The sequence below is a fragment of the Stutzerimonas balearica DSM 6083 genome (assembly GCF_000818015.1).
Taxonomy (GTDB): domain Bacteria; phylum Pseudomonadota; class Gammaproteobacteria; order Pseudomonadales; family Pseudomonadaceae; genus Stutzerimonas; species Stutzerimonas balearica.
The window spans coordinates 476,121-501,433 of record NZ_CP007511.1; the positions used below are offsets into that span (position 1 = coordinate 476,121).

Consider the following 25,313-nt stretch of genomic DNA (forward strand, 5'->3'; position numbering starts at 1 on the left):
TCAGGCCTTTGTATAGCGGTCGGCAATGAAGGCCACCAGCGCCCGGGCGATATGCCCCTTGCTGGCCTGGCCGAAGCGGGTCACCTGCTGCTGGCGGTCGATCACGCTGACGGCGTTCTCTTCGCTGTTGAAGCCGATGCTGGGGTTGGCCACGTCGTTGGCGACGATGAGATCGAGGTTCTTGTCACGCAGCTTGCGGCTGGCGTACTCGAGCAGGTTCTCGGTTTCGGCCGCGAAGCCGACGCAGAACGGCCGATCGGCACGCGCGGCGAGCGTGGCGAGAATGTCGGGGTTGCGCACCATCTGCAGCAGCAGGCCATCACCGGAGTTCGGGTCTTTCTTGAGCTTCTGCGGCGCCACCACCTCCGGACGATAGTCGGCCACCGCCGCGGCGGCGATCAGCAGGTCGCAAGGCATCGCGGCCTCGCAGGCGGCGAGCATGTCGCGCGCACTGACCACGTCGATACGCTGCACGCGGTCGGGCGTCGGCAGGAACACCGGGCCGGTGACCAGCGTGACGCGCGCGCCCGCCTCGGCAGCTGCTTCGGCAAGGGCGAAGCCCATCTTGCCGGAGCTGTGATTGGTGATGTAACGCACTGGGTCGATGTTTTCCTGCGTCGGCCCGGCGGTGATCAGCAGGTGCCGGCCGGTCAACAGGCCCGTCTCGAAGCAGTCGGCCGCAGCCTGCGCCAGCTGCTCGGCTTCGAGCATGCGCCCTAGCCCGACGTCGCCGCAGGCCTGGCTACCCGACGCCGGGCCGAACAGGCGGATGCCGCGTTCGAGCAGCCGCTCGCGATTGGCCTGGGTTGCCGGGTCGGCCCACATCGCCTGGTTCATTGCCGGCGCCAGCGCAACCGGCGCCTTGGTGGCCAGCACCAGGGTCGTCAGCAGGTCGTTGGCGACTCCCTGGACCAGACGGGCCATCAGATCGGCCGTGGCCGGCGCGATGAGCACCAGGTCGGCCCAGCGTGCCAGCTCGATATGGCCCATGGCGGCTTCGGCGGCAGGGTCGAGCAGGTCCAGATGTACCGGGTGGCCGGAAAGCGCCTGCAGGGTGAGGGGGGTGATGAACTCGCGGCCGCCCTGGGTCATGACCACGCGCACCTCGGCGCCGTGATCACGCAGCCGACGGACCAGCTCGGCACTCTTGTAGGCGGCGATGCCGCCGCCGACGCCCAGGACGATGCGTTTACGATACAGCCGCTGCATAGGCCTGCCTTGTTGCGGGTGGAGTCGTGCAGATGTGAACTGCGTCGAAAGCGGCACAGCGGCCGCCGAAAAAATGACGGCTAAGATAGCACAGCGCCTGTGACGGAACAGCGGGCGGCTCGACAGGGAGAACACATGAGCATCCGAGATTGGCCCGCGGCCGAGCGCCCGCGGGAAAAGCTGTTGCAGCAAGGCGCGGCGGCGCTTTCCGACGCCGAACTGCTGGCGATTTTTCTGCGTACGGGCGTGGCCGGCAGGAGTGCGGTCGACCTCTCGCGCCATCTGCTCAACGAGTTCGGCAGCCTGCGAGCGCTGCTCGAAGCCGACCTCGAACGGTTCAGCGCGCATCTCGGTCTCGGCCCGGCAAAGTTCGCGCAGCTGCAGGCGGTGCTGGAAATGGCGCGTCGCCACCTGGCCGAGCGCATGCGTCGCGAGTCGGCCCTGGAAAGCCCACAGGCGGTGCGCGATTACCTCAAGGCGCGCTTGCGTCACGAGCCACATGAGCTGTTCGGCTGCCTTTTTCTGGATTCCAAGCACCGCGTGCTGGCGTTCGAGGTGCTATTTCAGGGAACCATCGACGGTGCCAGCGTCTACCCGCGGCAGGTGGTCAAGCGCGCGCTGGCACAGAATGCGGCCGCGGTGATCCTCACGCACAACCACCCCTCGGGCGTTGCCGAGCCGAGCCAGGCCGACCGCCAGCTGACGCAGCGTCTGAAGGACGCGCTGGCGCTGATCGACGTGCGCGTGCTCGACCACTTCATCGTCGGTGATGGCGAGCCTCTATCCATGGCCGAGCTGGGCTGGATGTAGCTTCGGATGCCGAGCGGCCCCGGCCGTCAGGCCAGCAGCGGCACCAGCATCAGCGGCCCGAGCGCCAGTAGCACGAAGCGGCCATTCCAGCCGAAGGCGATACGCCACGGCGAAAGGCCGGCGTGGCGCGCCAGCATCAGCGCCGAGGGCCCGTAGGGCGAGAGCAGCATGGCGAGTGAAAACCCGGTGAGCAGGGCGACGGCTGGTTGCATGGTTGGTATGCCATGCCCGCCGAGTTGGGCGAGCAGAGCCGTACACAGGCTCAGCGAAACGATGGGGGCGACACCAAGCAGCGCCAGGCCGATGATCGCGAGCATGCCAAGCAGGCCCAGGAAGAAGCTCAGCAGCGGCGTCACGCCAAGGTGCCCGGCGATCGCCTGCACCGGAACCAGCGCGGCAACCAGGCCGGCGAGCACGGCCGAGTTGGCGAAGATGAATGTCTCGTTGCGCATGCCCGCCAGGGTGTCGCGCACTTCGCCATAGACCGCAGCCGGGCGCTCGCCCCAGCCGAGCAGGGTGACGATCACCGCAAGCGGCACCAGCAGCATGGCCGCCTGCGTGGCCGACAGCCAGCTGAACGTCGCCAACAGAGCGATGGCGAGGATGCCCAGCAGGCTCGCCAGCACCAGGCGGCGCATCCCCGGCTGTCCAGTCGAGGCTGCCGATGGCTGCGCTGCGCCGGCTTCGCGCAGGCGCTGCAGGCGGTGGTTGTCCAGCCGCCAGCCGATCAGCAGCAGAACCGTTGCCGCCAGCAGGCCGAAGGGCAGCAGGTGAACCCAGCTCAGCCCGGGCAATTCGCGCGTCAGGATGGCGATCGCCACGCTGGTCGGGGCCAGCAGAGGAACCAGCGCGAAGCCTCGCAGGGCGGCGACCATTACCCCTCGGCTGCCCTCGCGTCGCGCCTCCTCGGCATGCCCGTGGCGCTGCAGATGCCGGTCCAGCGAGCCGCAGACGAGGTTGAGCATGCCGAAGCTGAGGATCGAACTGATGGCAAAACTGCTCAGCAGGTAGCTGGGATACAGCCCCGCCGACGGGCCGGCAAGCAGCAGCCGGTGAAGGGCGTCGAACTGCTGCAGGCGCCGAACCAGGCAGTGCATCAGCCCCAGCGCACCGACGAAGGCGCCGTAATAGGCCGCCGAGGCAAGCATGTGCTGCACCTGGGGCCAGCTGGCCTCGCCGCTCAGCAGCCAGTAGGCCAGCAATACCAGCGTGACCAGCCCAAGGCGGCTGGGATAGGGCATTAGTGAACGCCAGTGCCAGACGAAGAACGCCGTCAGCAGGATGCCGCTGGTCACGCTCAGTGCTGGCTGCCGCATCACCAGGGCGAATAACTCGCACAGCAGCGCCAGAGGCAGCAGGGCGAGCATGGCTCAGCGCCGCTCCCGTAGTACGCAGGCGTCCGTGGCGCCAGGAAGGACGCACTCCTGCCTGCATCGGGCTTTGCGTTGGGGGCGTCGTGGGGGCGGTCGCCGTGAGACAGGCAGTGACGGGAACTCGAGCATGGGAAGGGGCGGGCGGCTGGCTTGCGCGGCAGACTGGCAGTCTTTAGGCTCGTGGTCAACTTCACGAAATGCTGTTTCGCATAGCGGAACTTGATCGAGCTGAGGAGGTGGCATGTTCAAGCGGATCGGCGTCATCGGCGCGGGCGTGATGGGGCGTGGAATTGCCCAGCTCTTCGCGTCGGCCGGCATCGAAATCAGGTTGTTCGATGCGCGCGAGCAGGCCGTGGAGCAGGCCCTGCAGGCAAACCGGGAGCTGCTGGCGCGCGGTGTGGCCAAAGGGCGCCTCACACCGGAGGCACTTGCCGCCACCTTGCAGCGCATGCAGCCGGCAAAGACGCTGGCGGAGCTGGCCGACTGCGATCTTCTGATCGAAGCGATCGTCGAGGAGCTGAGTGCCAAGCAGGCGCTGTTTCGCGAACTGGAGGCGCTGGTGGCCGAGGACGCCGTGCTTGCCAGCAACACCTCGTCGCTGTCGATCACACGCATTGCAGCCGGGTGCCGCTGCCCGCAGCGCGTTGCGGGCCTGCATTTCTTCAACCCAGTGCCGCTGATGCGACTGGTGGAAGTGGTGCGGGGTGAGCGTACCGAGACAACCGTCGTCGAGCGGTTGGTCGCGCTGGTCGAGCAGGCCGGCCATTTCCCGGCGATCACACCCGATTCGCCGGGTTTTCTGGTCAACCATGCCGGGCGGGCATTCGGCAGCGAAGCGCTGCGCATACTCGGCGAGGGCATCGCCAGCGCCGAACAGATCGATCGCATCCTGCGAGACGGTCCCGGGTTCCGCATGGGGCCGTTCGAGCTGTTCGATCTGACGGGGCTGGATATCTCCCATGCGGTAATGGAGTCGATCTACCACCAGTACTATCAGGATCCGCGCTATAGCCCATCGCCGCTGGCTGCGCAGCGGCTGGCGGCCGGCCTGCTCGGGCGCAAGAGCGGTCTTGGCTTCTATCGTTACGAGCAAGGGCGCCAGCTGCGCTCGGCCGAGCCGCAGTATGCGCCGGTGGAGTTGCGTCAGCCTTTCTGGCTCGGGGTTGAGGATCCGCAGTTGCATGCGGCGCTCAGCGCGCTGATTCGCATGGCTGGCGGAGAGGTCGAGGCGGGCGAGCACCCGGGTGCGCAGGCGATCTGCCTGATCGCACCGCTGGGTGAAGATGCCAGTGCGGCCATCGCCCGGCTCGCGCTGCCGGCACCGCGCACGCTCGCCTATGATGCCTTCTCCAACTTCGAGCGCCGGCGCGTGCTGATGCGCCAGCCGGCACTCGAGCCCGGCGTGGAGGCGCAGGCGCGCCAGGCGCTGACGGCTGACGGCGTGGCCGTTGACGTGATCAACGACTCGCCCGGATTCGTCAGTCAGCGCGTCATCGCCAGCATCGTCAACCTGGGCTGCGAGATTCTGCAGAAGGGCATCGCCGACGCAGCAACGCTGGACCGAGCGGTCGAACTGGCGCTGGGCTATCCGCGCGGACCGCTAGCGCTGGGTGAACACTATGGCGCTGCGCAGGTGCTTGCCGTGCTCGAGGGGCTGCAGCGGTGCTACGGCGGGGAGGCGCGCTATCGTCCCAGCCCGTGGCTACGCAGGCGCGTCCAGCTCGGTCTGCCGCTGGCCACTCCGGACGCCAGCTGATCGGCGCAGCCCGGCCGACCAGTGACGCCTTCAGTTTCGTCGTGCCCGGCCGCTAGCCTGATTGGCCTCCAATGCAGGCCACTTGCTACCAAGGGCCACTGTCGTCTCCCGGTGCGTCCAGGTAAAACTGTTCTTGCGACGAGAGAACAAGAGGCCTCCGATGCGTTCCGCTAATCGCCGTTTTCCACTGGTCGGCCTGCTTCATGGGCTGGGTATCTGTGCCGTCGCTCTGCTGCAGGCCTGGCAGGAGCCGCCGCTGGCCTTCAGCCTGGCCCTGTTTCTCGCTGCCGCGCTGTGGCCCTGGTTTGGCCCCTGGCGCGCGGCGCAGGTGCCGGCAGCAGAGGAAGCGGCTCGGCCGGACTTCACCGAGCTGAGCAAAAACCTTTCGCGTACTACCTGCCACAATGCCCTGGCCTCGGCGCAGGTGGCCTTCAGTGCAGAGCAGCTGGCCAGTCGCCTGCAATCACAGCTGCAGGCCATTAGTGAAATCGCTAACGGAGCGCAAGCGGTCACCCAGACCGAACAGCACAGCGCCGAGCAGGCGCGTCAGGCGCTGCAGGCCGCCGAAAGCGTGCGAGCGAGCAGCGACACGGGCCAGGCCGGCCTGGCCCAGGCGATCACTCGCATGCAGCAACTCAGCGATCAGACGCGCACCAGCCGCGAACTGATCGACGGCCTATCCGCGCGCACCGATGACATCCGTCAGATTACCGACGTGATTCAATCGATCGCCAGCCAGACCAACCTGCTGGCGCTTAACGCGGCCATCGAGGCGGCGCGTGCCGGCGAGGCCGGGCGCGGCTTCGCGGTGGTCGCCGACGAGGTGCGCAACCTGGCGGCGCGCACCAGCACCGCGACCGAGGAAGTGGGCCGCATGGTCGCCGACATCCGCCAGCAGAGCGAGGCGGTGGTGAGCTTCATCCAGCAGCAGGCGCATGAACTGGACCAGGCCGCCGTGCAAGTGGCCGGCGCCGGCGAGCAGCTGACCGGCATTGCCGAGCTGGCCAGCGGTGTCGAGGCACAGGTGGCGCAGATCACCGCAGGCACCGCGAGCAATCACGAGCGCCTCACCGCGCTGTTCGTCGCGCTCGATCAACTGCGCAGCGATGCGTTGGACAGCGGCGAGCAGACCCGTCAGCTCGAGCAGGCGGCCGAAAAACTCGTCGGTCAGGCCGAGAGCGCGAGCGAGCAGCTGGCCGAGGTCCAGCTGGACGACTATCACCAGCACATGTTCGACCTGGCGCGCCGCGGCGCCACGGCAATCGCGGCGCGCTTCGAGGCGGACATCGACGCCGGGCGCATCCGCCTCGACGACCTGTTCGACCGCAAGTATCAGGCCCAGGCCGGAACCGATCCGCAGAAGTACCACACCCGGTTCGACCGCTATGCCGACGAGGTACTGCCGCCGATCCAGGAGCCGCTGCTGGCCGGCAGCGAGGCGGTCGTCTACGCCATCGCCACGACGCCCGAAGGCTACGTGCCGACGCACAACCGCGCGTTCAACCACCCGCCGGTCGGCGATCCAGATGTCGATCGCGCCAGGAGCCGTGGCAAGCGCCTGTTCAACGATCGCACCGGAGCTCGCTGCGGCAGCCACCAGCGGCCGGTGCTGCTGCAGACTTACAGCCGCGACACCGGCGAGCTGATGCACGACCTGTCGGTGCCGATCATGGTCAAGGGGCGTCATTGGGGTGGGTTGCGGCTGGGTTATCGCCCGGAAGAGTGATTTCAGCGGCTGATCTGCGGCGAAAGGTCGCGGCCGGGCTAGGATGTACGGACTCGTCAAGGAGCGCCGCCAGGTGCTCCGCAGCCGATCCGGAGCGCTGGCCATGAAGACCCTGACCGATCACCTCGCCCAATACGCGGCCTATCACCGCGACCCGCGCAACCTGCTCACGCACTTCATCGGCATCCCGATGATCGTGGTGGCGGTGGCGATCCTGCTGTCGCGCCCCGGAGCCGAATACGCCGGCCTTTGGCTGAGCCCGCTGTTGCCGGTCGCGCTGGCCGCAGCGGTCTTCTATCTGCGTCTGGATCTTCGCTACGGCATCCTGATGGCGGCCTTTCTCGCCGTTTGCGTCTGGCTGGGCGCCGTCTTGGCCCGAGCGCCGCTCCCGCTCTGGCTGAGCGCCGGCCTCGGCTTGTTCGTCGTCGGTTGGATCATCCAGTTCGTCGGCCACTACTTCGAGGGGCGCAAGCCGGCATTCGTCGACGACCTCAGCGGGCTGATCGTCGGGCCACTGTTCGTCGCCGCCGAGCTCGGCTTCCTCTGCGGGCTGCGTGAGCCGCTGCGTCTAGCCATCGAGGCGCGGGTCGGGCCGGTCCGCCAGCGTGACCGCCGCGCCGAGGCCTGACGCCGTTCGGCTTTACTGGCCGAGCGCCATCCACTGGTCGCTCAGGCTGCGCGTGTGCCGATCCACGGTGATCGGAGCAAACGGCCGGCCCGAAGCCGTCGAGAAGTTGTTGCTGGCGCTGTTCATGTCCTCGAGAGCGACCTTGAGAAAATCCCAGCGGGTCTTCAGCGAGGCCAGTTTCGATTCCTGCCCCTGAAGGGTGGCGAACTCGGCGTCGATTGCCGGCACCAGCTGCCGTTCGTCCTGGCCGAGATAAGTGTCGGGTTGTTCGCGGGCGGTCTCGAATGAACCGATGTAGGCGCGGCTCAGATACTGCACCGCAAGGTATTCGACCTTGGCCGGCAGTTCGGCATGTACGCCCGGCCCCTGCTGGGCGCGCGCGGCGGTGAGGAAGTCGCGCAAGGCCTTGCTCAGCTCCAGCGGCCAGCCCCAGGGCATGTCGTCTTCCTTGAAACCAAAGGCCGCCCCCTCGCGTAGCTTGGCTTCGAGCGCTCGGTGGCTCTCACGCAGCGGCGAGCTGACCGAGGGCAGGGCCTGCAGCGCTGTATCCAGCGCCTGGATGTCGCGCTCCATGCGGGCCAGGTGGGCCTTCTGAAAGCCTTCGCCGCGGTACAGCAGCAGGCTGCTGGTGGCGCGACTGGCGTGGATCTGCAGGGTCTGCAGGGTAGAGAGTTCCTGCTCGGTGGCGCTCTCGGCCAAGGCGGGTAGCCAGCCGAGTAACAGCACCAAGAGCCATATCCCTATGCGATGGCGCATTGTTGTGCTCCTTTTTTGTTTTTATCGAAGCGGTATCGCGTGCGCAGTTGGCAATCGCAGAGACTAGACCACCACTGGCGAAGTGGTATCACCCCAAAGAACGATTTTCTCGCCGCGGGTGTGGCCGTTAGAGCATGCGTTCGAAGCCGATGACGTCAGTCAGCCAGGCATTGAGGCGACGCCACAGACCGCCCGGCTCCTTGAGCAGCAGGTGGCGCCGGCCATTGTCCTCGGCCAGCCAGGCGAGTACCTGCTCACCGTCACGCTCGATCAGCCGCACTTCGTAGCTGATCGCCGGAGCCATACCTTCCAGCGTCAGGCGCTGCACTTCGGCCGCCAACTCGGGGCTTTCCACCAGAATCCCCACCTCGGTGTTCCACAGCACCGAGCGCGGGTCGAAATTCAGCGAGCCGATAAAGACCCGTTGTCGATCGAACACGGCCGCCTTGCTGTGCAGGCTCGACTCGGACTCGCCGAACAGGTTGTACGAGGTTTTTTCATCCGGCTGACGCCGCATTTCGAACAGCCGCACGCCGCGTTCGAGCAGCTCCCGTCGATACGGGGCGTAGCCGCCGTGCACCGCGGGTACGTCGGTAGCCTCCAGGGAGTTGGTCAATACGCGGACGGTGGCGCCCGCCTCGGCGAGCCCGGCCAGATAGTCGACGCCTTCGTCGGTCGGCACGAAATAGGCCGAGACCAGGGTCAGCTCACGCTTTACCGAGCCCAGGGCAGGTGCGAGTTGAGTGGTCAAAAGCAGTTCCGGGCCGGGCAGCCCGGGGGCGGTGACCTTGTCCGGAGCGTCCCACATGGCCTGGCCGGGCGCCCAGATCATCTCGTCCAGCCATTGCCGCAGCTGCGGTTGTTGCCGATAGCGCAGCAGCCGGTGGTAAAGCGCGTCGGCCTCGCGGCGTGCCTTGTCGAGCGACCGGTGTAGCTGGCGGCGGGCCTTGTCCAGGCTCGCCTGGCGCGGAGGCCGCCAGAGAAACTGCTCGATCGGCACGCTCAGGCTGTGGTTCCAGTACTGATCGAAGCTGTCGGCCAACTGCCGCGCCACCGGGCCGGCGGCGAGCAGGTCGATGTCGGTGAAGTTCAGCCGCTGGTCGGCATCGTAGTATTCGTCGCCGAGGTTGCGCCCGCCGACGATGGCCAGGTGACTGTCGGCGAGCATCAGTTTGTTGTGCATGCGCCGATGTTGCTGCGACAGATGCAGCAGGCGCCCGAGGGCGCGCGTTATACCGGTGCTGCGGCCGAGGTGCAGCGGATTGAACACGCGGATCTGGATGTTCGGATGGGCGGCCAGGGTCGCGATGCGGTAATCGCCCCCGTCACTGGCGGTGTCATCGAGCAGCAGGCGGATGCGCACGCCACGGTCGGCGGCGGCGAGCAACTCGACGACCAGGGCGCGCGTCGACAGGCCGTCGTGGAGGATGTAGTACTGGATGTCCAGGCTCCGGCTGGCGGCACGAATCATCTCGGCGCGCGCCGCGAAGGCTTCGTTGCTCTGCGGCAGCAGCCGATAGCCCGACTGGCCGGCGGCGTGCCCGGCAGCCAGTTGCTCGATGCGCTGTACCAGCGGCGAACTCTCGGCGGGCAACGCCTGGCTCGGCTCGGGGCGAGGATGGCTGGCGCAGCCGACCAGCGCCAGCACGATCAGTAGCAGCAGGGACGCGCGCACGGTGGTGTCCTGTCCGGGAGGCTCGTTTCGCTTGGACGCCGGCCCGCGAGCGAAATTCAGAAGCGGTCCTTGAACCGATACCAGAGCATGCCCAGCGCGAGCAGTGGCGAGCGCAGCGCGCGACCACCGGGAAAAGCACGGTGCGGCACGCGGGCGAACAGGTCGAAGCCCCGGCTCTGGCGCTCGGCGATGGCCTGACCGAGCAGGCGGCCGGCCAGGTGGGTGGCGTTGAGTCCATGGCCGGAGTAGGCCTGGGCGTAATAGATGTTGGGCTGATCGTCGAGTCGGCCGATCTGCGGCAGGCGGTTGGCGCCGATGCCGATCATGCCGCCCCAGGCGAAGTCGAGGCCGATGCCGCGCAGCTGTGGAAACACCTCGAGCATCTTCGGCTGCATGTACGCGCGGATGTCCTTTGGGTCCCTGCCGGAGTAGTGGCAGGCGCCGCCGAACAGCAGGCGGTGGTCGGCCGAGAGGCGAAAATAGTCGAGTGCCACGCGCTGGTCGCACACCGCCATGTTCTGCGGCAACAGTTCGCGCGCCAGGGGTTCGGGCAAACGCTCGGTGGCGATGATGTAGCTGCCGGCTGGCAGCACCCTGGCGGCGAGCCTGGGCTCGAGGCCGTTGAGGTAGGCATTGCAGGCCAGCACCAGCGAATCGGCTTGCACGCTACCGCTGGCGGTTTCGATGCGCAGAGGCGTACCGGGGTGAATGCGCGTGACCGGTGAGTGTTCGTATAGCTGCACGCCCAAAGAGCGGGCGGCGTGCGCCTCGCCCAGGGCGAGGTTCAGCGGGTGCAGATGACCCGAGCCCATGTCGACCAGTCCGCCGAGGTAGCGCTGCGAGCCGATGACAGTCGGCATGTTGACCCGTGAAACGCGCTGCAGCGCATGCGGATAGCCCAGGCGCTGCAGATCGGCGTATTCCTCGTCGAAGTTCTGCAGATGCCTGGGCTTGGTCGCCAGGTCGCAGTAGCCCCAGGTCAGATCGCAGTCGATGCCGTATCGCTCGATGCGCTCGCGCACGATCTGCACGGCCTCGATGCCCATGCGCTTGAGCTCGGTGACGCCTTCCTCGCCGAGCACGGAGCTGAACTGCTCGACGTCGTGGCCAACTCCGCGGATCAACTGGCCGCCGTTGCGGCCGCTGGCGCCCCAGCCGATTTGACGTGCTTCGAGAAGGATGACCGAGAGTCCGCGCTCGGCCAGTTCGATGGCGGTATTCAGCCCGCTGAAGCCGCCGCCGATCACGCAGACGTCGGCGCGCTGCTCGCCTTCCAGGCGGGGCAGGTCGAGTTCGCGGTTGCGGCTCGCAGCATAGTAGGAAGGGGCGTGGTCGGCCTCGGCCGTCGGCGTGGCGCAGGAGTTCTGTTCGGTTCGCATGCGCCCTAGGGTAGACCGGCAGCGGCGCGCAGGGCAAAACCTCGGACAGGGCAGATCGGCCGAAACGGCTGGCGCATGGCGCCGCAGGCGGCCGGTCGCTCAGTCAGGTACCGGCAGCTCCAGCGATTCCTTGACCTCTTCCATGACGATGTAGCTCTTCGATTCGCGGACATGCGGCAGCTTGAGGAGGATGTCGCCGAGCAGCTTGCGGTACGACGCCATCTCCGAGATGCGCGCCTTGATCAGGTAGTCGAAGTCGCCGGACACCAGATGGCATTCGAGCACATGCGGCAGCTTCAGCACGGCACGACGAAACTCCTCGAAGATGTCGCCGGACTTGTAGGCCAGGCTGATCTCGACGAACACCAGCAGGCCGGCCTTGAGGTGCTGCGGGTTCAGGCGCGCCGAATAGCCGAGGATGATGCCTTCGCGCTCCAGGCGGCGGACGCGCTCCGTGCAGGGGGTGGTCGACAGCCCGACCCGCTCACCCAGCTCGGTGAAGGGGAGGCGACCTTCGGCCTGGAGGATGCGCAGGATATGGCGGTCGATCTTGTCCAGTTCGCGGCGAGCCTGATGGCGGGTTCGCATGGGTAAATAACCTCCACAGAAAGGCTTGGTGCCGTTAATAAACGCCGAATTTAGCCGTTTATATAGGGAATAACACTAGATAGGCCTTTCTATACTCGCCTCAAGAACGACTCTCGGATAAGTCCGCGGCGAACGGGCGAGGAGGCTTGCAATGCGTGTTCTGGTATTGGGCGGTGGCGTGGTTGGCACGGCCAGCGCTTACTATCTGGCCAGGGCCGGCTTCGAGGTGGTGGTGGTCGATCGCCAGCCGGCGGTGGCCATGGAAACCAGCTTCGCCAATGCCGGACAGGTATCGCCGGGCTATGCCTCACCCTGGGCCGCGCCGGGCGTACCGCTCAAGGCGATCAAGTGGCTGTTGCAGCGCCACGCGCCGTTGGCGATCAAGCTCACCGGTGACGTCGCTCAATACCTGTGGATGGCGCAGATGCTGCGCAACTGCACGGCGGCGCGCTATGCGGTGAACAAGGAGCGCATGGTGCGTCTGTCCGAATACAGTCGCGACTGCCTTGACGAGCTGCGTGCTGAAACCGGCATTGGCTACGAAGGGCGCCAGTTGGGCACCACCCAGTTGTTCCGCACCCAGGCGCAACTTGACGCCGCAGCGAAGGACATCGCGGTGCTCGAGCGCTCCGGCGTGCCTTACGAATTGCTCGACCGCAACGGCATCGCGCGCGCCGAGCCGGCGTTGGCGAAGGTGGCTCACAAACTGGCCGGCGCGCTGCGCCTGCCCAATGACCAGACCGGCGATTGCCAGATGTTCACCACTCGCCTGGCGGAAATGGCCCGTGAACTTGGTGTCGAGTTCCGCTTCGGGCGGGATATCCAGCGCCTCGAACACCAGGGCGACCGCCTCGCCGGCGTCTGGATCGATGGCCAGCTGGAGACCGCCGATCGCTACGTCCTCGCATTGGGCAGCTACAGCCCGCAGATGCTCAAGCCGCTGGGCATTCGCGCGCCGGTCTACCCGCTCAAGGGCTATTCGCTGACCGTGCCGATCACCGATCCGGGCATGGCCCCGATGTCCACCGTGCTCGACGAGACCTACAAGGTGGCGATCACCCGTTTCGATCAGCGCATCCGCGTCGGCGGCATGGCCGAGATCGCCGGCTACGACCTGTCGCTCAACCCGCGCCGGCGCGAGACGCTGGAGATGGTCGTCAACGACCTCTATCCGCTGGGCGGCGACACGCACGAAGCGGTATTCTGGACCGGACTTCGCCCGGCCACGCCGGACGGTACCCCGATCATTGGCGCGACGCCCTATCGCAACCTGTTCCTCAACACCGGGCATGGCACGCTCGGCTGGACCATGGCCTGTGGCTCCGGTCGGGTGCTGGCCGATCTGCTGGCCTCGAAGCGGCCGCAGATCAGCACCGATGGGCTGGACATTTCTCGATACGGCTACCGCAAGGAGCAACGCAAGCATGCCCATCCGGCGTCTGCACACTGAAACCCGCTACAGCGAGGCGGTCATCCATAGCGGCACGGTCTATCTCTCGGGACAGCTGGCTGACGATCTGTCCGGGGACATCCGCCAGCAGACCCGCGAAACGCTCGCCAGCATCGATCGCCTGCTGGCCGAGGTGGGCACCGACAAGACACGCCTGTTGTCGGCGCTGATACACCTGCGTGACATCGACGGTGACTACGCCGGCATGAACGAGGTGTGGGACGCCTGGGTCCCGGCGGGTTCCGCGCCAGCGAGAACCACCGTCAGGGCCGAGATGTACGCGCCGCAGGTGCGCGTCGAGATCACGGTCGTCGCCGCGCTGCCGGACCTCTCCGGGCCCGATCTCTAACACCGCCCAGGCGGCCAGTGCGCAAGAGCGCCTGGTCGCTTCGTCGTGTTGTAAATACTGAACGCGATTGCCATCATTGGCGCCAATCCGCATCGCTCTTAAAGGGGGCTCCCGTATTGGACGTTGGCGTTCGTTTGCAGACCATCCGCAAGCTCAAGGGGCTCTCACAGCGCGAACTGGCCAAGCGCGCCGGGGTGACCAACAGCACCATCTCGATGATCGAGAAAAACAGCGTCAGCCCGTCGATCAGCTCGCTGAAAAAGGTGCTGGGCGGGATCCCCATGTCGCTGGTGGAGTTCTTCTCGCCCGATTTCGATCAGGACGGCGATACCCAGGTGGTCTACAAGGCCGGCGAGCTGATCGATATCTCGGACGGCGCGGTGAGCATGAAACTCGTTGGCAAGGCCCATCCGGGGCGCGCCATCGCTTTCCTCGACGAGACCTATCCGCCGGGTACGGATACCGGCGAGGAAATGCTCAACCACCAGGGCGAGGAGGCCGGCATGCTGATCGAGGGGCGGCTCGAACTTACCGTCAACGGTCAGACCTACATCCTCGAACGCGGCGACAGTTACTACTTCGAGAGCAGCAAGCCGCATCGCTTTCGCAATCCCTTCGACCAGCCGGCGCGGTTGATCAGTGCGACCACCCCGGCCAACTTCTGAAAAAAGCGGCGACCGCTGGCGGTGCAATGCGACACAGGGTCGCTATGGCGGCGGATTGTTTCAGGCGGGCAGGCTTGTCGGTATACTACCGGCCGCTCGCGATACCGTGGCCGCGAGCGTAACCAGCCACATGAGGGTATAAGGTGAACCTGATTAAGAAGATCCTGGTAGCGCAGGCTGCCGTAGTGGCCCTGTGGGCAGTGAGCGCTCAGGCTGCGACCAATGATGATATCGCGGCACGTCTGAAGCCGGTTGGCGAAGTCTGCGTGCAGGGCGAAGAGTGTGCAGCTGCTGGCGCCGGTGCGGCTGCTGCAGCGGGTGGTGCAGCGCGCAGCGGTGCCGATGTGGTCGGCAAGTTCTGTAACGCCTGCCATGGCTCCGGCCTGCTCAACTCGCCGAAGGTTGGCGACACCGCCGCCTGGAAGGCCCGCGCCGATGCGGCTGGCGGTCTGGACACGCTGCTCCAGCACGCCATCAATGGTATCCGCGCCATGCCGCCGAAAGGCACCTGCGCCGATTGCTCGGATGACGAACTGAAGGCCGCCATCGAGCACATGTCCGGCCTGTGATCGCCACGCGCTGATCGCACCCGCAACGAAGCCGCCCGATTGGGCGGCTTCGTCGTTTCTGGCGGAGAAAAGCCGGGCTGGCGTCGGTCCATTGGACATGTACGGGCTGCGCATCCCGCGTGGCGCCGCCAGCTTCCAGAGGTCGATATGCCCAGCACCGCTCCGCAGCCGGAACAGCTCTTCTTTGCCAGCGACGGCCGAACGCCGAACAGCCCGCACCCCGTATTGCTCTACCGCGGTTTGCCCCTGGCCGGCGGCGATTACGCCAGCGCCTTCGAGCGGCTGTTCGCCAGTCATCTCTGGCCCGCGCAGTGGCGCGCCGGCGTGTATGACTATCAGCACTTCCATTCGACGGCGCACGAAGTGCTGGGCGTCGCGCGCGGCCGTGCTCGGCTGAAGCTCGGCGGCGAATCCGGTCAGGAGGTGGAGGTGCAGGCCGGCGATGCGCTGGTGCTACCGGCCGGCACCGGGCATTGCCAGCTCGAGGCGAGTGACGATTTCGAGGTGGTCGGCGGCTATCCGCTCGAGCAGCGCTACGATGCCTTGCGGCCGGACGCTGACAGCCACGACCTGGCCGCCGCGAGGGCAGCACAGGTTCCCGTGCCGGTAAGCGATCCGGTCGGTGGTACGCAGGGTGCTCTGGTCGCGCTCTGGCGGCGTGGCTGAAGCTTATTCGACGAACTGGACCTGGCCGTTCTCGAGTGACTTCACACGGGCCAGCGACTCGACGCGCAGCCCGGCTTCTTCCAGCTCCTTGCGCCCGGCCTGGAAAGACTTCTCGATGACAATGCCGAGCCCGGCGATGCTCGCGCCAGCCTGCTCGATGATCGAAATCAGCCCCTTGGCCGCTTTGCCGTTGGCCAGGAAGTCATCGATGATCAGGATCCGGTCGCTGGGCGACAGGTGATTCGAGGCGATGGCGATGGTGGTTTCCAGCTGCTTGGTGAACGAATACACCGAAGCGGTCAGCAGGTTGTCGGTGAGCGTCAACGACTGGTGCTTGCGGGCGAAGATCACCGGGACGCCAAGCTCCAGCCCCGTCATTACCGCCGGGGCAATGCCCGAGGCCTCGATGGTGACGATCTTGGTCACGCCGGCATCGCGAAAGCGCCGGGCGAATTCCTGGCCGATCGCCTGCATGAGCTTCGGATCGATCTGATGATTGAGGAAAGCGTCGACCTTCAGGACTCGGTCGGACAGTACGATGCCTTCACTGCGGATTTTCTGTTTCAGCTGTTCCACGAACGCGCAACCTCAAGCGAACCCCTTGGAAACAGGCCGGACAAGACCTCGGTGCAGCGCCATGAAACGGCACGAGGCGACGCGTTTTTCGCGTCGCCTCGTCGAATGGCGCCAACACTGCGACTTTCCGCAGCCTGGAAAGCCGCGCATTCTCGCCTAAATCGACCCGCCAGTTCAAAGCGGGTATTTCAATCCACCGGTTCGATCGACAAGCGGCGAAAGCGAACGGCCTCGCCATGGTGCTGCAGCACCAGATGGCCCTCGCTGGCCTGGGCGAAGCCGGCAAAGCCGGCGAACTTGCCGCCGCGCATCGCTTCGCGCAGCCCGGGGTCGTCCAGTGCGCAGGCCAATACTCGGCGCCCGGCCAGCCAATGCTCGACGTGCTGGCCTCGCAGGCTGACCGCGCCGCTGATGAATCTACCGTATTCGATCTGCGTAGCCGGCTCGGCGGCGCGCAACGCATAGAGCGCACCGTTGCGGGTGGTCGGCTGGCGGCCGTCGGGGTGGTGGGCGTCGTCGAGCAGCTGCATCTCCGGGCCGCTGTGCCAGGCCAGCTCGGCGGCCTCGTCGACGCGGTAGAACACGCCGGAGTTGCCGCGCTGCGGCAGGCTGAACTCGAAGCGGAAGACGAAATCACGGTAGCGCTGACGCGAGATCAGGTCGATGCGCGGCGCGCCGGCAATCGCCTGCAGCTCGTCGCCGGCCACCTGCCAGCTGCCCTGCGGGAAGGCGTCGCAATGCCAGCCGCGCCATTGATCGGCGTTCAGTGGGTAGGGCTTCACGGTCAGGGCTCCTCCGGTGCGGATGGTCGGCGCGGGCGGCTTGCGGGACGAGGACTCAAGGGCTGACATCAGCCGCCATCTGAGCGATCCGACCCGTCTACCGACGATGGGTTCGGCAATGGGAACGCAGCTCTGGCACGGGCGCCTAAGCTTGTGTCAGCCCCTCTCACTGGAGACTGTCATGCTGCGTATTGCCATCAACGGTTACGGTCGTATCGGTCGCTGCGTCCTGCGTGCGCTGTTCGAGCGCGGACTGGAAAACCGCATCCACGTCGAGGTCATCAATGATCTCAGCGACATCGCCACCCTGGCGCATCTGACCCGTTTCGATTCGACCTTCGGCCGCTTTCACGGCCAGGTCGATGTGCGCGACGACGTGATGCAGATCCGCGGCCAGTCGATCCGGCTGCTGCGCGAGCGCGATCCGGCGCAACTGCCCTGGAAGGAACTCGATGTCGATGTGGTGCTGGAATGCTCGGGGGTATTCAAGAAGCGCGAGCAGGTCGACCAGCACCTGCAGGCCGGTGCGCGGCGTGTGCTGGTGTCGCACCCGCTCGACAACGCGGACCTGACGGTGGTCTACGGCGTCAACCATCAGTTGCTCGGCAGCCAACGGGTGGTTTCCAACGCCTCCTGCACCACCAACTGCCTGGCGCCGCTGGCCAAGGTGCTGCACGAAGCGGTGGGCATCCGCCAAGGGCTGCTCAATACCGTGCACTCCTACACCAACGACCAGAACCTGCTCGACAAACCGCACCGTGATCTCTACCGCGCCCGTGCTGCGGCGCTGTCGATGATTCCCTCGACCACCGGCGCAGCCAAGGCCATCGGCCTGGTGCTGCCGGAGCTGGCCGGCCGCCTCGACGGCCTGGCGGTACGGGTGCCGACGCCGAATGTCTCGCTGGTCGACCTCACCTTTGTCGCCGAGCGGTCGCCGGGCGGTGTCGAGGCGATCAACCGGGCGCTAGTCGAAGGCGCACGGCAGATGCCGCAAGGGGTGATGGAATGCAATGACCTGCCGCTGGTGTCGAGCGACTTCAATGGTTATCCGCTGTCGTGCGTCGCCGACCTCAGCCACACGCGGGTGCAGGGCGACCTGGTCAAGGTGCTGGCCTGGTACGACAACGAATGGGGCTTCTCCAATCGCATGCTGGATGTGCTGCTGGCCTGGCCAAAGGTGCTCGACCAGCCGTGAGCGATGAGCTCTGGCGCGAGTCCCTGGCGGCCTTCCGCGCCGCGCTGGCCGCCGACGCGCCAACGCCTGGCTGCGGCGCGGCCGCCGCGGTGACCGCCGACCTGGGGCTGGCACTGGTGGTCAAGGCGCTGCGTATCAGCCGTCGGCACGCCGACAGCATCGCGCTGGCCGAGCAGCTCGCGCAGGCCGAGTCGTTGCTGGGCCGCCTCGGCCGTTTCGCCGACGAAGACATGCAGGCCTTCAGCGACTACCTGCAGGCCGCGCAGCGAGGCGATGAGGCGCGCGACCTGGCGGCCCGCCAGGCCTGCGCCGTACCCCTGGCCAGTGCGCACGGTTGCCTGCAGGGGCTGGAGATCGCTGTCGTCGCCCGGCCGCTCGTGCGTGGCGCGCTGTCCAGCGATGTGCACGCCGGGGGGCTGCTGCTGCACGCCGCGCTGTCGGCGGCCTTGCTCAATGTGGATGCCGATCTCGCGCAACTGTCCGCCGCACAAGCGCACCGGCTGCGCGCGGCGCGAACGCGTCTGCAGCAGGACGCCGATCGCTGTCTCGCCGCTCTTCGGTAGCAGTCTAACCTCGTCGCTGACTAAAACGAGACGAATTGTCTCAGTTTGCACTTGACGCCCTCCCGGCTGCTTTCTAGGCTCTGCCCGTCATATCGATACTTTGAGTCTCAGAATAAGTGCGGAGGGTTCGCCCTCGCGACCGTGGAGGGCCCTATGAGTCATCGCATCGTTCTGCCGCGCCTGATGGAAGTCGGCGCTGGCGCCAGCGGGCAACTCGCCCGCGTGTTGCAGGAGCTGGGCTGCAGTCGCCCGCTGATCGTCACCGACCGCATGATGGTCGAGCTCGGCTATGTCGCGCGCATCGCCGGTCAGCTGGAAGAGGCCGGCATCGCCAGCCAGTGCTTCGCCGATACCCTGCCCGAACCGACCGCTGCCTCCATTCGCGCCGGCGTCGAAATGGTCCGCCAGGGGGACTTCGATTCCATCGTCGCCCTCGGCGGCGGCAGCCCGATCGATTCGGCCAAGGCCATCGGCATCCTCGGCAAGTTCGGCGGCGAGATGCGCGACTACCGCTTCCCGCGCGATGTCAGCGAGGCCGGCCTGCCGCTGATCGCGATCCCCACCACCGCCGGCACCGGCTCGGAGGCGACGCGTTTCACCATCATCACCGACGAGACCAGCGACGAGAAAATGCTCTGCGCGGGCCTCGGCTTCATGCCCATCGCTGCGCTGATCGATTACGAGCTGACTCTCTCGCTGCCGCCTCGGGTCACCGCCGACACCGGCATCGACGCGCTGACCCACGCCATCGAGGCCTATGTCAGCCGCAAGGCCAGCCTCTACAGCGATTCGCAGGCGCTGGAAGCCATGCGCCTCTTGGCGCCGAACCTGCGCACGGCCTTCCACGAGCCGGGCAACCGCGCCGCGCGTGAGGCCATGATGCTCGGCGCGACCCTGGCCGGAATCGCCTTCTCCAACGCCTCGGTGGCGCTGGTGCATGGCATGAGCCGGCCGATCGGCGCCTTCTTCCATGTGCCGCATGGGTTGTCCAACGCCATGCTGCTGCCGGCGATCACAGCCTTCTCGATTCCCGCGGCGCCGGAGCGCTACGCCGACTGCGCGCGGGCCATGGGCGTCGCCGCACAGACCGACAGCGTCGAAGCGGCCAATGAAAAACTGCTGACCGAGCTGCGCGCGATCAACCAGGAATTGCAGGTCCCCAGCCCCGAGCAGTTCGGCATCGCCCGCGAACGCTTCTTCGAGCTGCGCGCGACCATGGCCAAGCAGGCGCTGGCCTCCGGCTCGCCGGGCAACAACCCACGCGTGCCCACGGAAGCGGAAATCATCGACCTCTACGAAACCGTCTGGAACCAGGAGTGAAGCCATGCAGACCCTCGGCAACCTGATCAACAACGAGGCCGTCGCCGGCCGCTCCGAGCGCCACGCCACCGTCTACAACCCGGCCACCGGCGAGCCGCGCCTGTATGTCTCGCTGTCCTCGGCGGACGAGACCCGTGAGGCCATTGCCGCTGCCCAGGCCGCCTTCGATGGCTGGTCGAAGACGCCGCCGCTGGTGCGCGCGCGGGTCATGTTCCGCTTCAAGGAACTGCTCGAGCGCCGCCGCGACGACGTCGCCCGCTTGATCACCAGCGAGCACGGCAAGGTGTTTTCCGACGCCCAGGGCGAAGTGACCCGCGGGCTGGAAGTGGTGGAGTTCGCCTGCGGCATCCCGCATCTGCTCAAGGGCGAGTTTTCTTCCAACGTCGGCCGCGACATCGATTCGAACTCGCTGATGCAGCCGCTGGGTGTCTGCGCCGGGATCACCCCGTTCAACTTCCCGGCCATGGTGCCGCTGTGGATGCTGCCGGTGGCCATCGCCTGCGGTAACACCTTCGTCTTGAAGCCCTCGGAAAAGGACCCCAGCGCGACGATGCTGATCGGCGAACTGCTGGCCGAGGCGGGGCTGCCGGCCGGTGTGTTGAGCATCGTCAACGGCGACAAGGAAGCGGTTGACGTGCTGCTCACCGATGAGCGGGTGCAATCGGTCAGCTTCGTCGGCTCGACACCGATCGCCGAATACATCTATGCCACCGCCTCGGCCCACGGCAAGCGCTGCCAGGCCCTGGGCGGAGCGAAGAACCATATGGTGGTGATGCCCGACGCCGATCCGCAGCAGGTGGTCAGCTCGCTGATGGGCGCAGCCTACGGCTCGGCCGGCGAGCGCTGCATGGCGATTTCCGTCGCGGTGTGCGTCGGCGACGAGGTGGCTGACAAGCTGGTCGAGATGCTCAAAGGCGAAATCAGCCAGATGCGCACCGGCCCGGGCCTGGGCGTCGAGCCCGAGCCGCACATGGGGCCGCTGGTGACCCGCGAGCACCAGCAGAAGGTCAGCGGCTACATCGATCTGGGCGTGGAGGAAGGTGCAACGCTGGTCTGCGACGGCCGCGGCATCAAGGTCGAGGGCCACGAGAACGGCTTCTATGTCGGCCCGACGCTGTTTGACCGGGTCACGCCAGACATGCGCATCTACCGCGAGGAAATCTTCGGCCCGGTGCTGGCCGTGGTGCGGGTTGCGTCGTTCGACGAGGCGCTGCAACTGATCAACGACCATGAGTTCGGCAACGGCACTTCGATCTTCACCCGTGATGGCGATACCGCGCGGCAGTTCGAGGAGAACGTCAAGGTCGGCATGGTTGGCGTCAACGTGCCGATTCCGGTGCCGATGGCCTTCCACTGCTTCGGCGGCTGGAAGCGCTCGGTGTTCGGCCCGCTGAACATGCACGGCCCGGATGGGGTGCGTTTCTTCACCCGGATGAAGACCGTGACCCGCCGCTGGCCCACCGGCATCCGCGCCGGCGCCGAGTTCGCCATGCCGACCATGAAGTGACCCGCGCGGTACCGTTGCACTGGCGGTGCCGGTCGCTACACTCCCGGGCGCCCTGTGGGGCGTCCATCTTCATCGAACGACAAGGCAGACGATGCGCAGCACTCCCCGCGAGAAAGGCTCTTCCATCACCCGCGTGCTGGAAATCATCGAAGCGGTGGCGGCGGCGAAGGAGCCGCTCAGCCCGACCGCGCTGGCCGAGCGCCTGGACATCCCCAAGGCCAGCGCGCACCGCCTGGTGCAGACGCTGGAAAAGGAAGGCTTCCTGCAGTTCGGTCTGCGTGGCGGGCTGCTGCCGGGCGAGCGCCTGCATGTCGCGGCGTTGAACACCCTGCGCAGCAGCCGGCACAAGGCGCTGCGCCAGGCAATCCTGCGCCAGCTCTCCGAAGCCATCGGCGAGACATGCGGGCTGGCGATCCCGGACGGGCTGGAGATGCTCTATTTCGATCGGGTGCAGACCAACTGGCCGCTGCAGATCAACCTGCCGATCGGCAGCCACACGCCGCTCTGGTGCACCGCCAGCGGCAAGCTCTATCTGGCCTCGCTGCCGCCGGAGCAACTGGAACGGGTGCTGCCACGCCTGCCGCTGCAGCGGATGGCGCGCAACACCCTCACCGACCTCAGCGCGCTGCGCGATGACCTGGCGCGGGTGCGCGAAGAACAGCTGGGCACTGACTGCGAGGAGTTCATCGACGGCATGGTCGCCTGTGCGGTGCCGGTACGTGCATCCGACGGCGAGCTGCTGGCCTGCCTGTTCAGCCACGCGCCGGTGATCCGCTGTTCGATGGCGCAGCTGCTGGCATTCGTGCCACGGATGCGTGCCGCTGCACGCGAACTGGAAGCGGTGCTGGGCAGCGCGGCGGCGCTGGAGGCCGATCAGAGCACGTAAAACAGAATGGCGATGAAGTGCAGCAGGCTGCCGACCATCACGAAGATGTGCCAGATGCCGTGCCAGTGCCGGAAGCGGTCGTCGAAAACGAAAAAGACGATGCCCACCGTGTAGCAGATGCCGCCGGCCAGCAACCAGCTGAAACCGGCGCCGCCCAGGGCGGCGAACAGCGGCTTGACCGCCACCAGCACGACCCAGCCCATCACCGCGTAGATCACCAGTGACAGCACCCGTGCTTCGGAGCGCGGCTTGATCTCCTGCAGCATGCCGATCACGGCGAGGCCCCAGACGATGCCGAACAGCGTCCAGCCCCAGGCGCCAGCGAGGGTGACCAGACAGAACGGCGTGTAGCTGCCGGCGATCAAGAGATAGATCGACAGGTGATCGAGCTTGCGCATGACCACCTTCGCCCGCCCGCGCAGGCTGTGGTAGAGCGTCGAGATGCTGTAGAGCAGGATCAGGCTCAGACCGTAGATCGCCACGCTGACGATCTTTGCCGGCGAGCCGTCGAGCGCGGCAAGCACCAGCAGCCAGATCGCCCCGACGCTGGCCAGGGCAGCACCGACCAGGTGCGTCCAGGCATTGAAGCGTTCGCCGTGATACATCCCGACCTCCCGTAACCGCGACGCCACCAGCATGCCGCGGCCGGGTTACAGGATTCAAATCGACCGCGAGAAAAAGCGAGCCCGGCCGTCAGCGCTTGAGCATCGCCCGCATCGCCGCCAGCGCGTCGTTGCCGCGCGCCGCTTTCACCTCGACCGGCGCCTCTTCCCCGCCTTCCCAGACCAGGTCTTCGGGCGGCAGCTCGTCGAGGAAGCGGCTCGGCGTGCAGTCGATGATCTCACCGTACTGCTTGCGCTTGGCAGCAAAGGTCAGCGCCAGGTTGCGCTTGGCGCGGGTGATGCCGACATAGGCCAGGCGCCGCTCTTCCTCGATGGTGTCGGCCTCGATGCTGGAGCGGTGCGGCAGGATCTCCTCCTCGAAGCCGATGATGTACACCGAGGGGAATTCCAGGCCCTTGGAGGCGTGTATGGTCATCATCTGCACGCCTTCGGCACCTTCTTCCTCTTCCTGCTGGCGCTCGAGCATGTCGCGCAGCACCAGCTTGCCGATGGCGTCCTCGATGGTCATGTCGCCGTCTTCGTCTTTCTCCAGGGTGTTCTTCAGCGCGTCGACGAGAAACCAGACGTTGCCCATGCGCGCGTCGGCCACCTTGTCGCTGGAGGCGTTCTGCCTGAGCCAGTTCTCGTAGTCGATGTCCATCACCATGCTGCGGATGGCGGCGATCGGGTCGTTCTGCGCGCACTGCTGGCGCACGTTGTCCATCCAGTGCTTGAAGCGCGCCAGGCGCTCGGTGTAGCGGCTGTCCAGATGCGCGCCGAGGCCGATCTCGTCGGCGGCGGCGTACATGCTGATGCCGCGCTCGCTGGCGTAGTTGCCGAGCTTTTCCAGGGTGGTCGAGCCGATTTCGCGGCGCGGCACGTTGATCACCCGCAGGAAGGCATTGTCGTCGTCCGGGTTGACCAAGAGGCGGAAGTAACTCATCAGGTCCTTCACCTCCTGGCGGGCGAAGAAGCTGGTGCCGCCGGACAGGCGATAGGGAATCTGATGGTGCTGCAGCTTCAGCTCCATCAGCTTGGCCTGGTAGTTGCCGCGGTAGAGGATGGCGAAGTCGCTGTAGGGGCGCCCGGTACGCAGGTGTTCGGTGAGGATCTCCAGCGCCACCCGCTCGCACTCGGCCTCCTCGTTGCGCGTGCGGATCACGCGGATCTCGTCCCCGTGGCCCATCTCCGACCACAGCTGCTTTTCGAACACGTGGGGGTTGTTGGCGATGAGGATGTTGGCGCATTTGAGGATGCGGCTGGTGGAGCGGTAGTTCTGCTCCAGCATCACCACCTTGAGCGACGGGTAATCCTCTTTGAGCAGCATCAGGTTCTCCGGGCGCGCGCCGCGCCAGGCGTAGATCGACTGGTCGTCGTCACCGACCACGGTGAACTGGTTGCGCATGCCCACCAGCAGCTTGACCAGCAGGTACTGGCTGGCGTTGGTGTCCTGGTATTCGTCGACCAGCAGGTAGCGGATGCGGTTCTGCCACTTCTCCAGGATGTCCTTGTGTTCCTGGAACAGCTTCACCGGCAGCAGGATCAGGTCGTTGAAGTCCACCGCGTTGTACGCCTTGAGCGTGCGCTGGTAGTGCAGGTAGACGATGGCGGCGGTCTGCTCCTTCGGCCCGCGGGCGTTGGCGAGGGCCTCGTCGGGCAGGATCAGGTCGTTCTTCCAGCTGTCGATGAGGTTCTTGATCTCATCGGCACCGTCGTCGCCGGAATACTCCTTCTGCATGATGTCGGTGAGCAGCGCCTTGATGTCGCCGTCATCGAAGATCGAGAAGCCGGGCTTGTAGCCCAGGCGCGCGTATTCCTTGCGGATGATGTTCATGCCCAGATTGTGGAAGGTGGACACGGTCAGGCCGCGCGCCTCGGCCCCCTTGAGCAGGGTGCCGACGCGCTCCTTCATCTCGCGCGCGGCCTTGTTGGTGAAGGTCATGGCGACGATGTGGCGGGCCTGGATGCCGCACTGTTGCACCAGATAGGCGATCTTGCGGGTGATCACGCTGGTCTTGCCGGAGCCGGCGCCGGCGAGCACCAGCAGTGGGCCGCCGACGTAGTTCACGGCTTCCTGCTGCCGAGGGTTGAGTCGGGACATGTCGTTCAGGTCGTTTCGAGCGGGGGCGAGAGTTTAACAGGGTGCCGCGCGCAAACCTCTGGCGAAGCCGGTATCGACCTGCCGGTCGTCGTCTGCGCTGGCCTCCGGCAGCGGCTTGGTCGGCCTGGGGCCTTGGCTAATGCACAGATTCCTTTAGTCTTGTCGCGCGGTGCCGGAAGCAG

Annotated in this window: 24 protein-coding genes; 14 read left to right on the top strand and 10 right to left on the bottom strand. The window is 66.4% G+C overall.

Annotation, left to right across the window (positions count from 1 at the left end; all coding sequences use genetic code 11):
* Entirely contained in the window at positions 1-1,209 is a 1,209-nt protein-coding gene (gene coaBC / locus CL52_RS02140; RefSeq protein WP_043218151.1) for a bifunctional phosphopantothenoylcysteine decarboxylase/phosphopantothenate--cysteine ligase CoaBC, read from the bottom strand.
* 135 nt (positions 1,210-1,344) lie between these two features.
* On the opposite strand from coaBC, the gene radC reads away from it, so the two are divergent.
* Positions 1,345-2,019, top strand: a complete 675-nt coding sequence (gene radC, locus CL52_RS02145; RefSeq protein WP_043218152.1) for a RadC family protein — start codon at positions 1,345-1,347, stop codon at positions 2,017-2,019.
* A 26-nt stretch (positions 2,020-2,045) separates the two neighbouring features.
* Here radC and CL52_RS02150 read toward each other — a convergent pair whose 3' ends face one another.
* Complete coding sequence (locus CL52_RS02150) at positions 2,046-3,386, bottom strand: hypothetical protein (protein ID WP_043218154.1); 1,341 nt, start codon at positions 3,384-3,386, stop codon at positions 2,046-2,048.
* Between the two features lie 247 nt (positions 3,387-3,633).
* Here CL52_RS02150 and CL52_RS02155 point away from each other — a divergent pair, with 247 nt between their 5' ends.
* The 3 genes from CL52_RS02155 (at position 3,634) to CL52_RS02165 (ending at position 7,502) form a co-directional block, all read left to right on the top strand.
* Positions 3,634-5,148: a 3-hydroxyacyl-CoA dehydrogenase gene (locus CL52_RS02155; protein ID WP_043218156.1), complete on the top strand. Its 1,515-nt coding sequence runs from the start codon at positions 3,634-3,636 to the stop codon at positions 5,146-5,148.
* Between the two features lie 160 nt (positions 5,149-5,308).
* Positions 5,309-6,874: a methyl-accepting chemotaxis protein gene (locus CL52_RS02160; protein ID WP_043218158.1), complete on the top strand. Its 1,566-nt coding sequence runs from the start codon at positions 5,309-5,311 to the stop codon at positions 6,872-6,874.
* A 103-nt stretch (positions 6,875-6,977) separates the two neighbouring features.
* Complete coding sequence (locus tag CL52_RS02165; protein WP_043218160.1) at positions 6,978-7,502, top strand: Mpo1 family 2-hydroxy fatty acid dioxygenase; 525 nt, start codon at positions 6,978-6,980, stop codon at positions 7,500-7,502.
* Positions 7,503-7,514: 12 nt separating this feature from the next.
* On the opposite strand, the gene CL52_RS02170 is transcribed toward CL52_RS02165, so the two are convergent.
* The 4 genes from CL52_RS02170 to CL52_RS02185 form a co-directional block, all read right to left on the bottom strand.
* On the bottom strand, positions 7,515-8,258 hold the full coding sequence (locus CL52_RS02170) for a hypothetical protein (RefSeq protein WP_043218161.1): 744 nt from the start codon (positions 8,256-8,258) through the stop codon (positions 7,515-7,517).
* 127 nt (positions 8,259-8,385) lie between these two features.
* The gene (locus tag CL52_RS02175; RefSeq protein ID WP_043218163.1) at positions 8,386-9,933 is read right to left on the bottom strand and encodes a phospholipase D family protein; all 1,548 of its coding nucleotides are present in this window, start codon (positions 9,931-9,933) and stop codon (positions 8,386-8,388) included.
* Positions 9,934-9,989: 56 nt separating this feature from the next.
* Complete coding sequence (locus CL52_RS02180) at positions 9,990-11,312, bottom strand: NAD(P)/FAD-dependent oxidoreductase (RefSeq protein WP_043218165.1); 1,323 nt, start codon at positions 11,310-11,312, stop codon at positions 9,990-9,992.
* Between the two features lie 99 nt (positions 11,313-11,411).
* Positions 11,412-11,900, bottom strand: a complete 489-nt coding sequence (locus tag CL52_RS02185; protein ID WP_043218166.1) for an Lrp/AsnC ligand binding domain-containing protein — start codon at positions 11,898-11,900, stop codon at positions 11,412-11,414.
* 151 nt (positions 11,901-12,051) lie between these two features.
* Here CL52_RS02185 and dadA point away from each other — a divergent pair, with 151 nt between their 5' ends.
* The 5 genes from dadA to CL52_RS02210 all read left to right on the top strand — a co-directional run bounded on the left by dadA (position 12,052) and on the right by CL52_RS02210 (position 15,599).
* A complete protein-coding gene (gene dadA, locus CL52_RS02190; protein WP_043218167.1) occupies positions 12,052-13,350 on the top strand; it encodes a D-amino acid dehydrogenase in 1,299 nt (432 codons plus the stop codon).
* A complete protein-coding gene (locus tag CL52_RS02195) occupies positions 13,325-13,699 on the top strand; it encodes a RidA family protein (RefSeq protein ID WP_043218168.1) in 375 nt (124 codons plus the stop codon). Before dadA ends, CL52_RS02195 begins: the two co-directional genes overlap by 26 nt.
* A gap of 116 nt (positions 13,700-13,815) precedes the next feature.
* Positions 13,816-14,364, top strand: coding sequence for a cupin domain-containing protein (locus CL52_RS02200; RefSeq protein WP_043218169.1), 549 nt, complete (start codon positions 13,816-13,818; stop codon positions 14,362-14,364).
* Between the two features lie 143 nt (positions 14,365-14,507).
* Positions 14,508-14,933 (top strand): c-type cytochrome, encoded by a 426-nt coding sequence (locus tag CL52_RS02205; protein ID WP_043218171.1) that lies wholly within the window; start codon positions 14,508-14,510, stop codon positions 14,931-14,933.
* 147 nt (positions 14,934-15,080) lie between these two features.
* The gene (locus CL52_RS02210; protein WP_043218173.1) at positions 15,081-15,599 is read left to right on the top strand and encodes a cupin domain-containing protein; all 519 of its coding nucleotides are present in this window, start codon (positions 15,081-15,083) and stop codon (positions 15,597-15,599) included.
* A gap of 3 nt (positions 15,600-15,602) precedes the next feature.
* Here CL52_RS02210 and CL52_RS02215 read toward each other — a convergent pair whose 3' ends face one another.
* Both CL52_RS02215 and CL52_RS02220 read right to left on the bottom strand, forming a co-directional pair.
* Positions 15,603-16,175: a xanthine phosphoribosyltransferase gene (locus CL52_RS02215; protein ID WP_043218177.1), complete on the bottom strand. Its 573-nt coding sequence runs from the start codon at positions 16,173-16,175 to the stop codon at positions 15,603-15,605.
* 188 nt (positions 16,176-16,363) lie between these two features.
* Complete coding sequence (locus CL52_RS02220; RefSeq protein WP_235366393.1) at positions 16,364-16,957, bottom strand: 3-keto-disaccharide hydrolase; 594 nt, start codon at positions 16,955-16,957, stop codon at positions 16,364-16,366.
* Positions 16,958-17,138: 181 nt separating this feature from the next.
* On the opposite strand from CL52_RS02220, the gene gap reads away from it, so the two are divergent.
* From gap to CL52_RS02245, 5 genes are all read left to right on the top strand, one after another.
* A complete protein-coding gene (gap, locus tag CL52_RS02225) occupies positions 17,139-18,152 on the top strand; it encodes a type I glyceraldehyde-3-phosphate dehydrogenase (protein WP_043218179.1) in 1,014 nt (337 codons plus the stop codon).
* Positions 18,149-18,715, top strand: a complete 567-nt coding sequence (locus CL52_RS02230; RefSeq protein ID WP_043218181.1) for a cyclodeaminase/cyclohydrolase family protein — start codon at positions 18,149-18,151, stop codon at positions 18,713-18,715. The genes gap and CL52_RS02230 overlap by 4 nt, the downstream gene beginning before the upstream one ends.
* Before the next feature lie 153 nt (positions 18,716-18,868).
* On the top strand, positions 18,869-20,035 hold the full coding sequence (locus tag CL52_RS02235) for an iron-containing alcohol dehydrogenase (protein WP_043218184.1): 1,167 nt from the start codon (positions 18,869-18,871) through the stop codon (positions 20,033-20,035).
* Between the two features lie 4 nt (positions 20,036-20,039).
* Positions 20,040-21,542 (top strand): CoA-acylating methylmalonate-semialdehyde dehydrogenase, encoded by a 1,503-nt coding sequence (locus CL52_RS02240; protein ID WP_043218187.1) that lies wholly within the window; start codon positions 20,040-20,042, stop codon positions 21,540-21,542.
* Positions 21,543-21,633: 91 nt separating this feature from the next.
* A complete protein-coding gene (locus CL52_RS02245; RefSeq protein WP_043218190.1) occupies positions 21,634-22,428 on the top strand; it encodes an IclR family transcriptional regulator in 795 nt (264 codons plus the stop codon).
* On the opposite strand, the gene trhA is transcribed toward CL52_RS02245, so the two are convergent.
* Together trhA and rep are read right to left on the bottom strand one after the other, a co-directional pair.
* The gene (trhA, locus tag CL52_RS02250; protein WP_043218191.1) at positions 22,416-23,033 is read right to left on the bottom strand and encodes a PAQR family membrane homeostasis protein TrhA; all 618 of its coding nucleotides are present in this window, start codon (positions 23,031-23,033) and stop codon (positions 22,416-22,418) included. The two genes, CL52_RS02245 and trhA, sit on opposite strands and share 13 nt — an antisense overlap.
* An 88-nt stretch (positions 23,034-23,121) precedes the next feature.
* Positions 23,122-25,131, bottom strand: a complete 2,010-nt coding sequence (gene rep, locus CL52_RS02255; RefSeq protein WP_043218193.1) for a DNA helicase Rep — start codon at positions 25,129-25,131, stop codon at positions 23,122-23,124.
* Positions 25,132-25,313 lie beyond the last annotated feature (182 nt).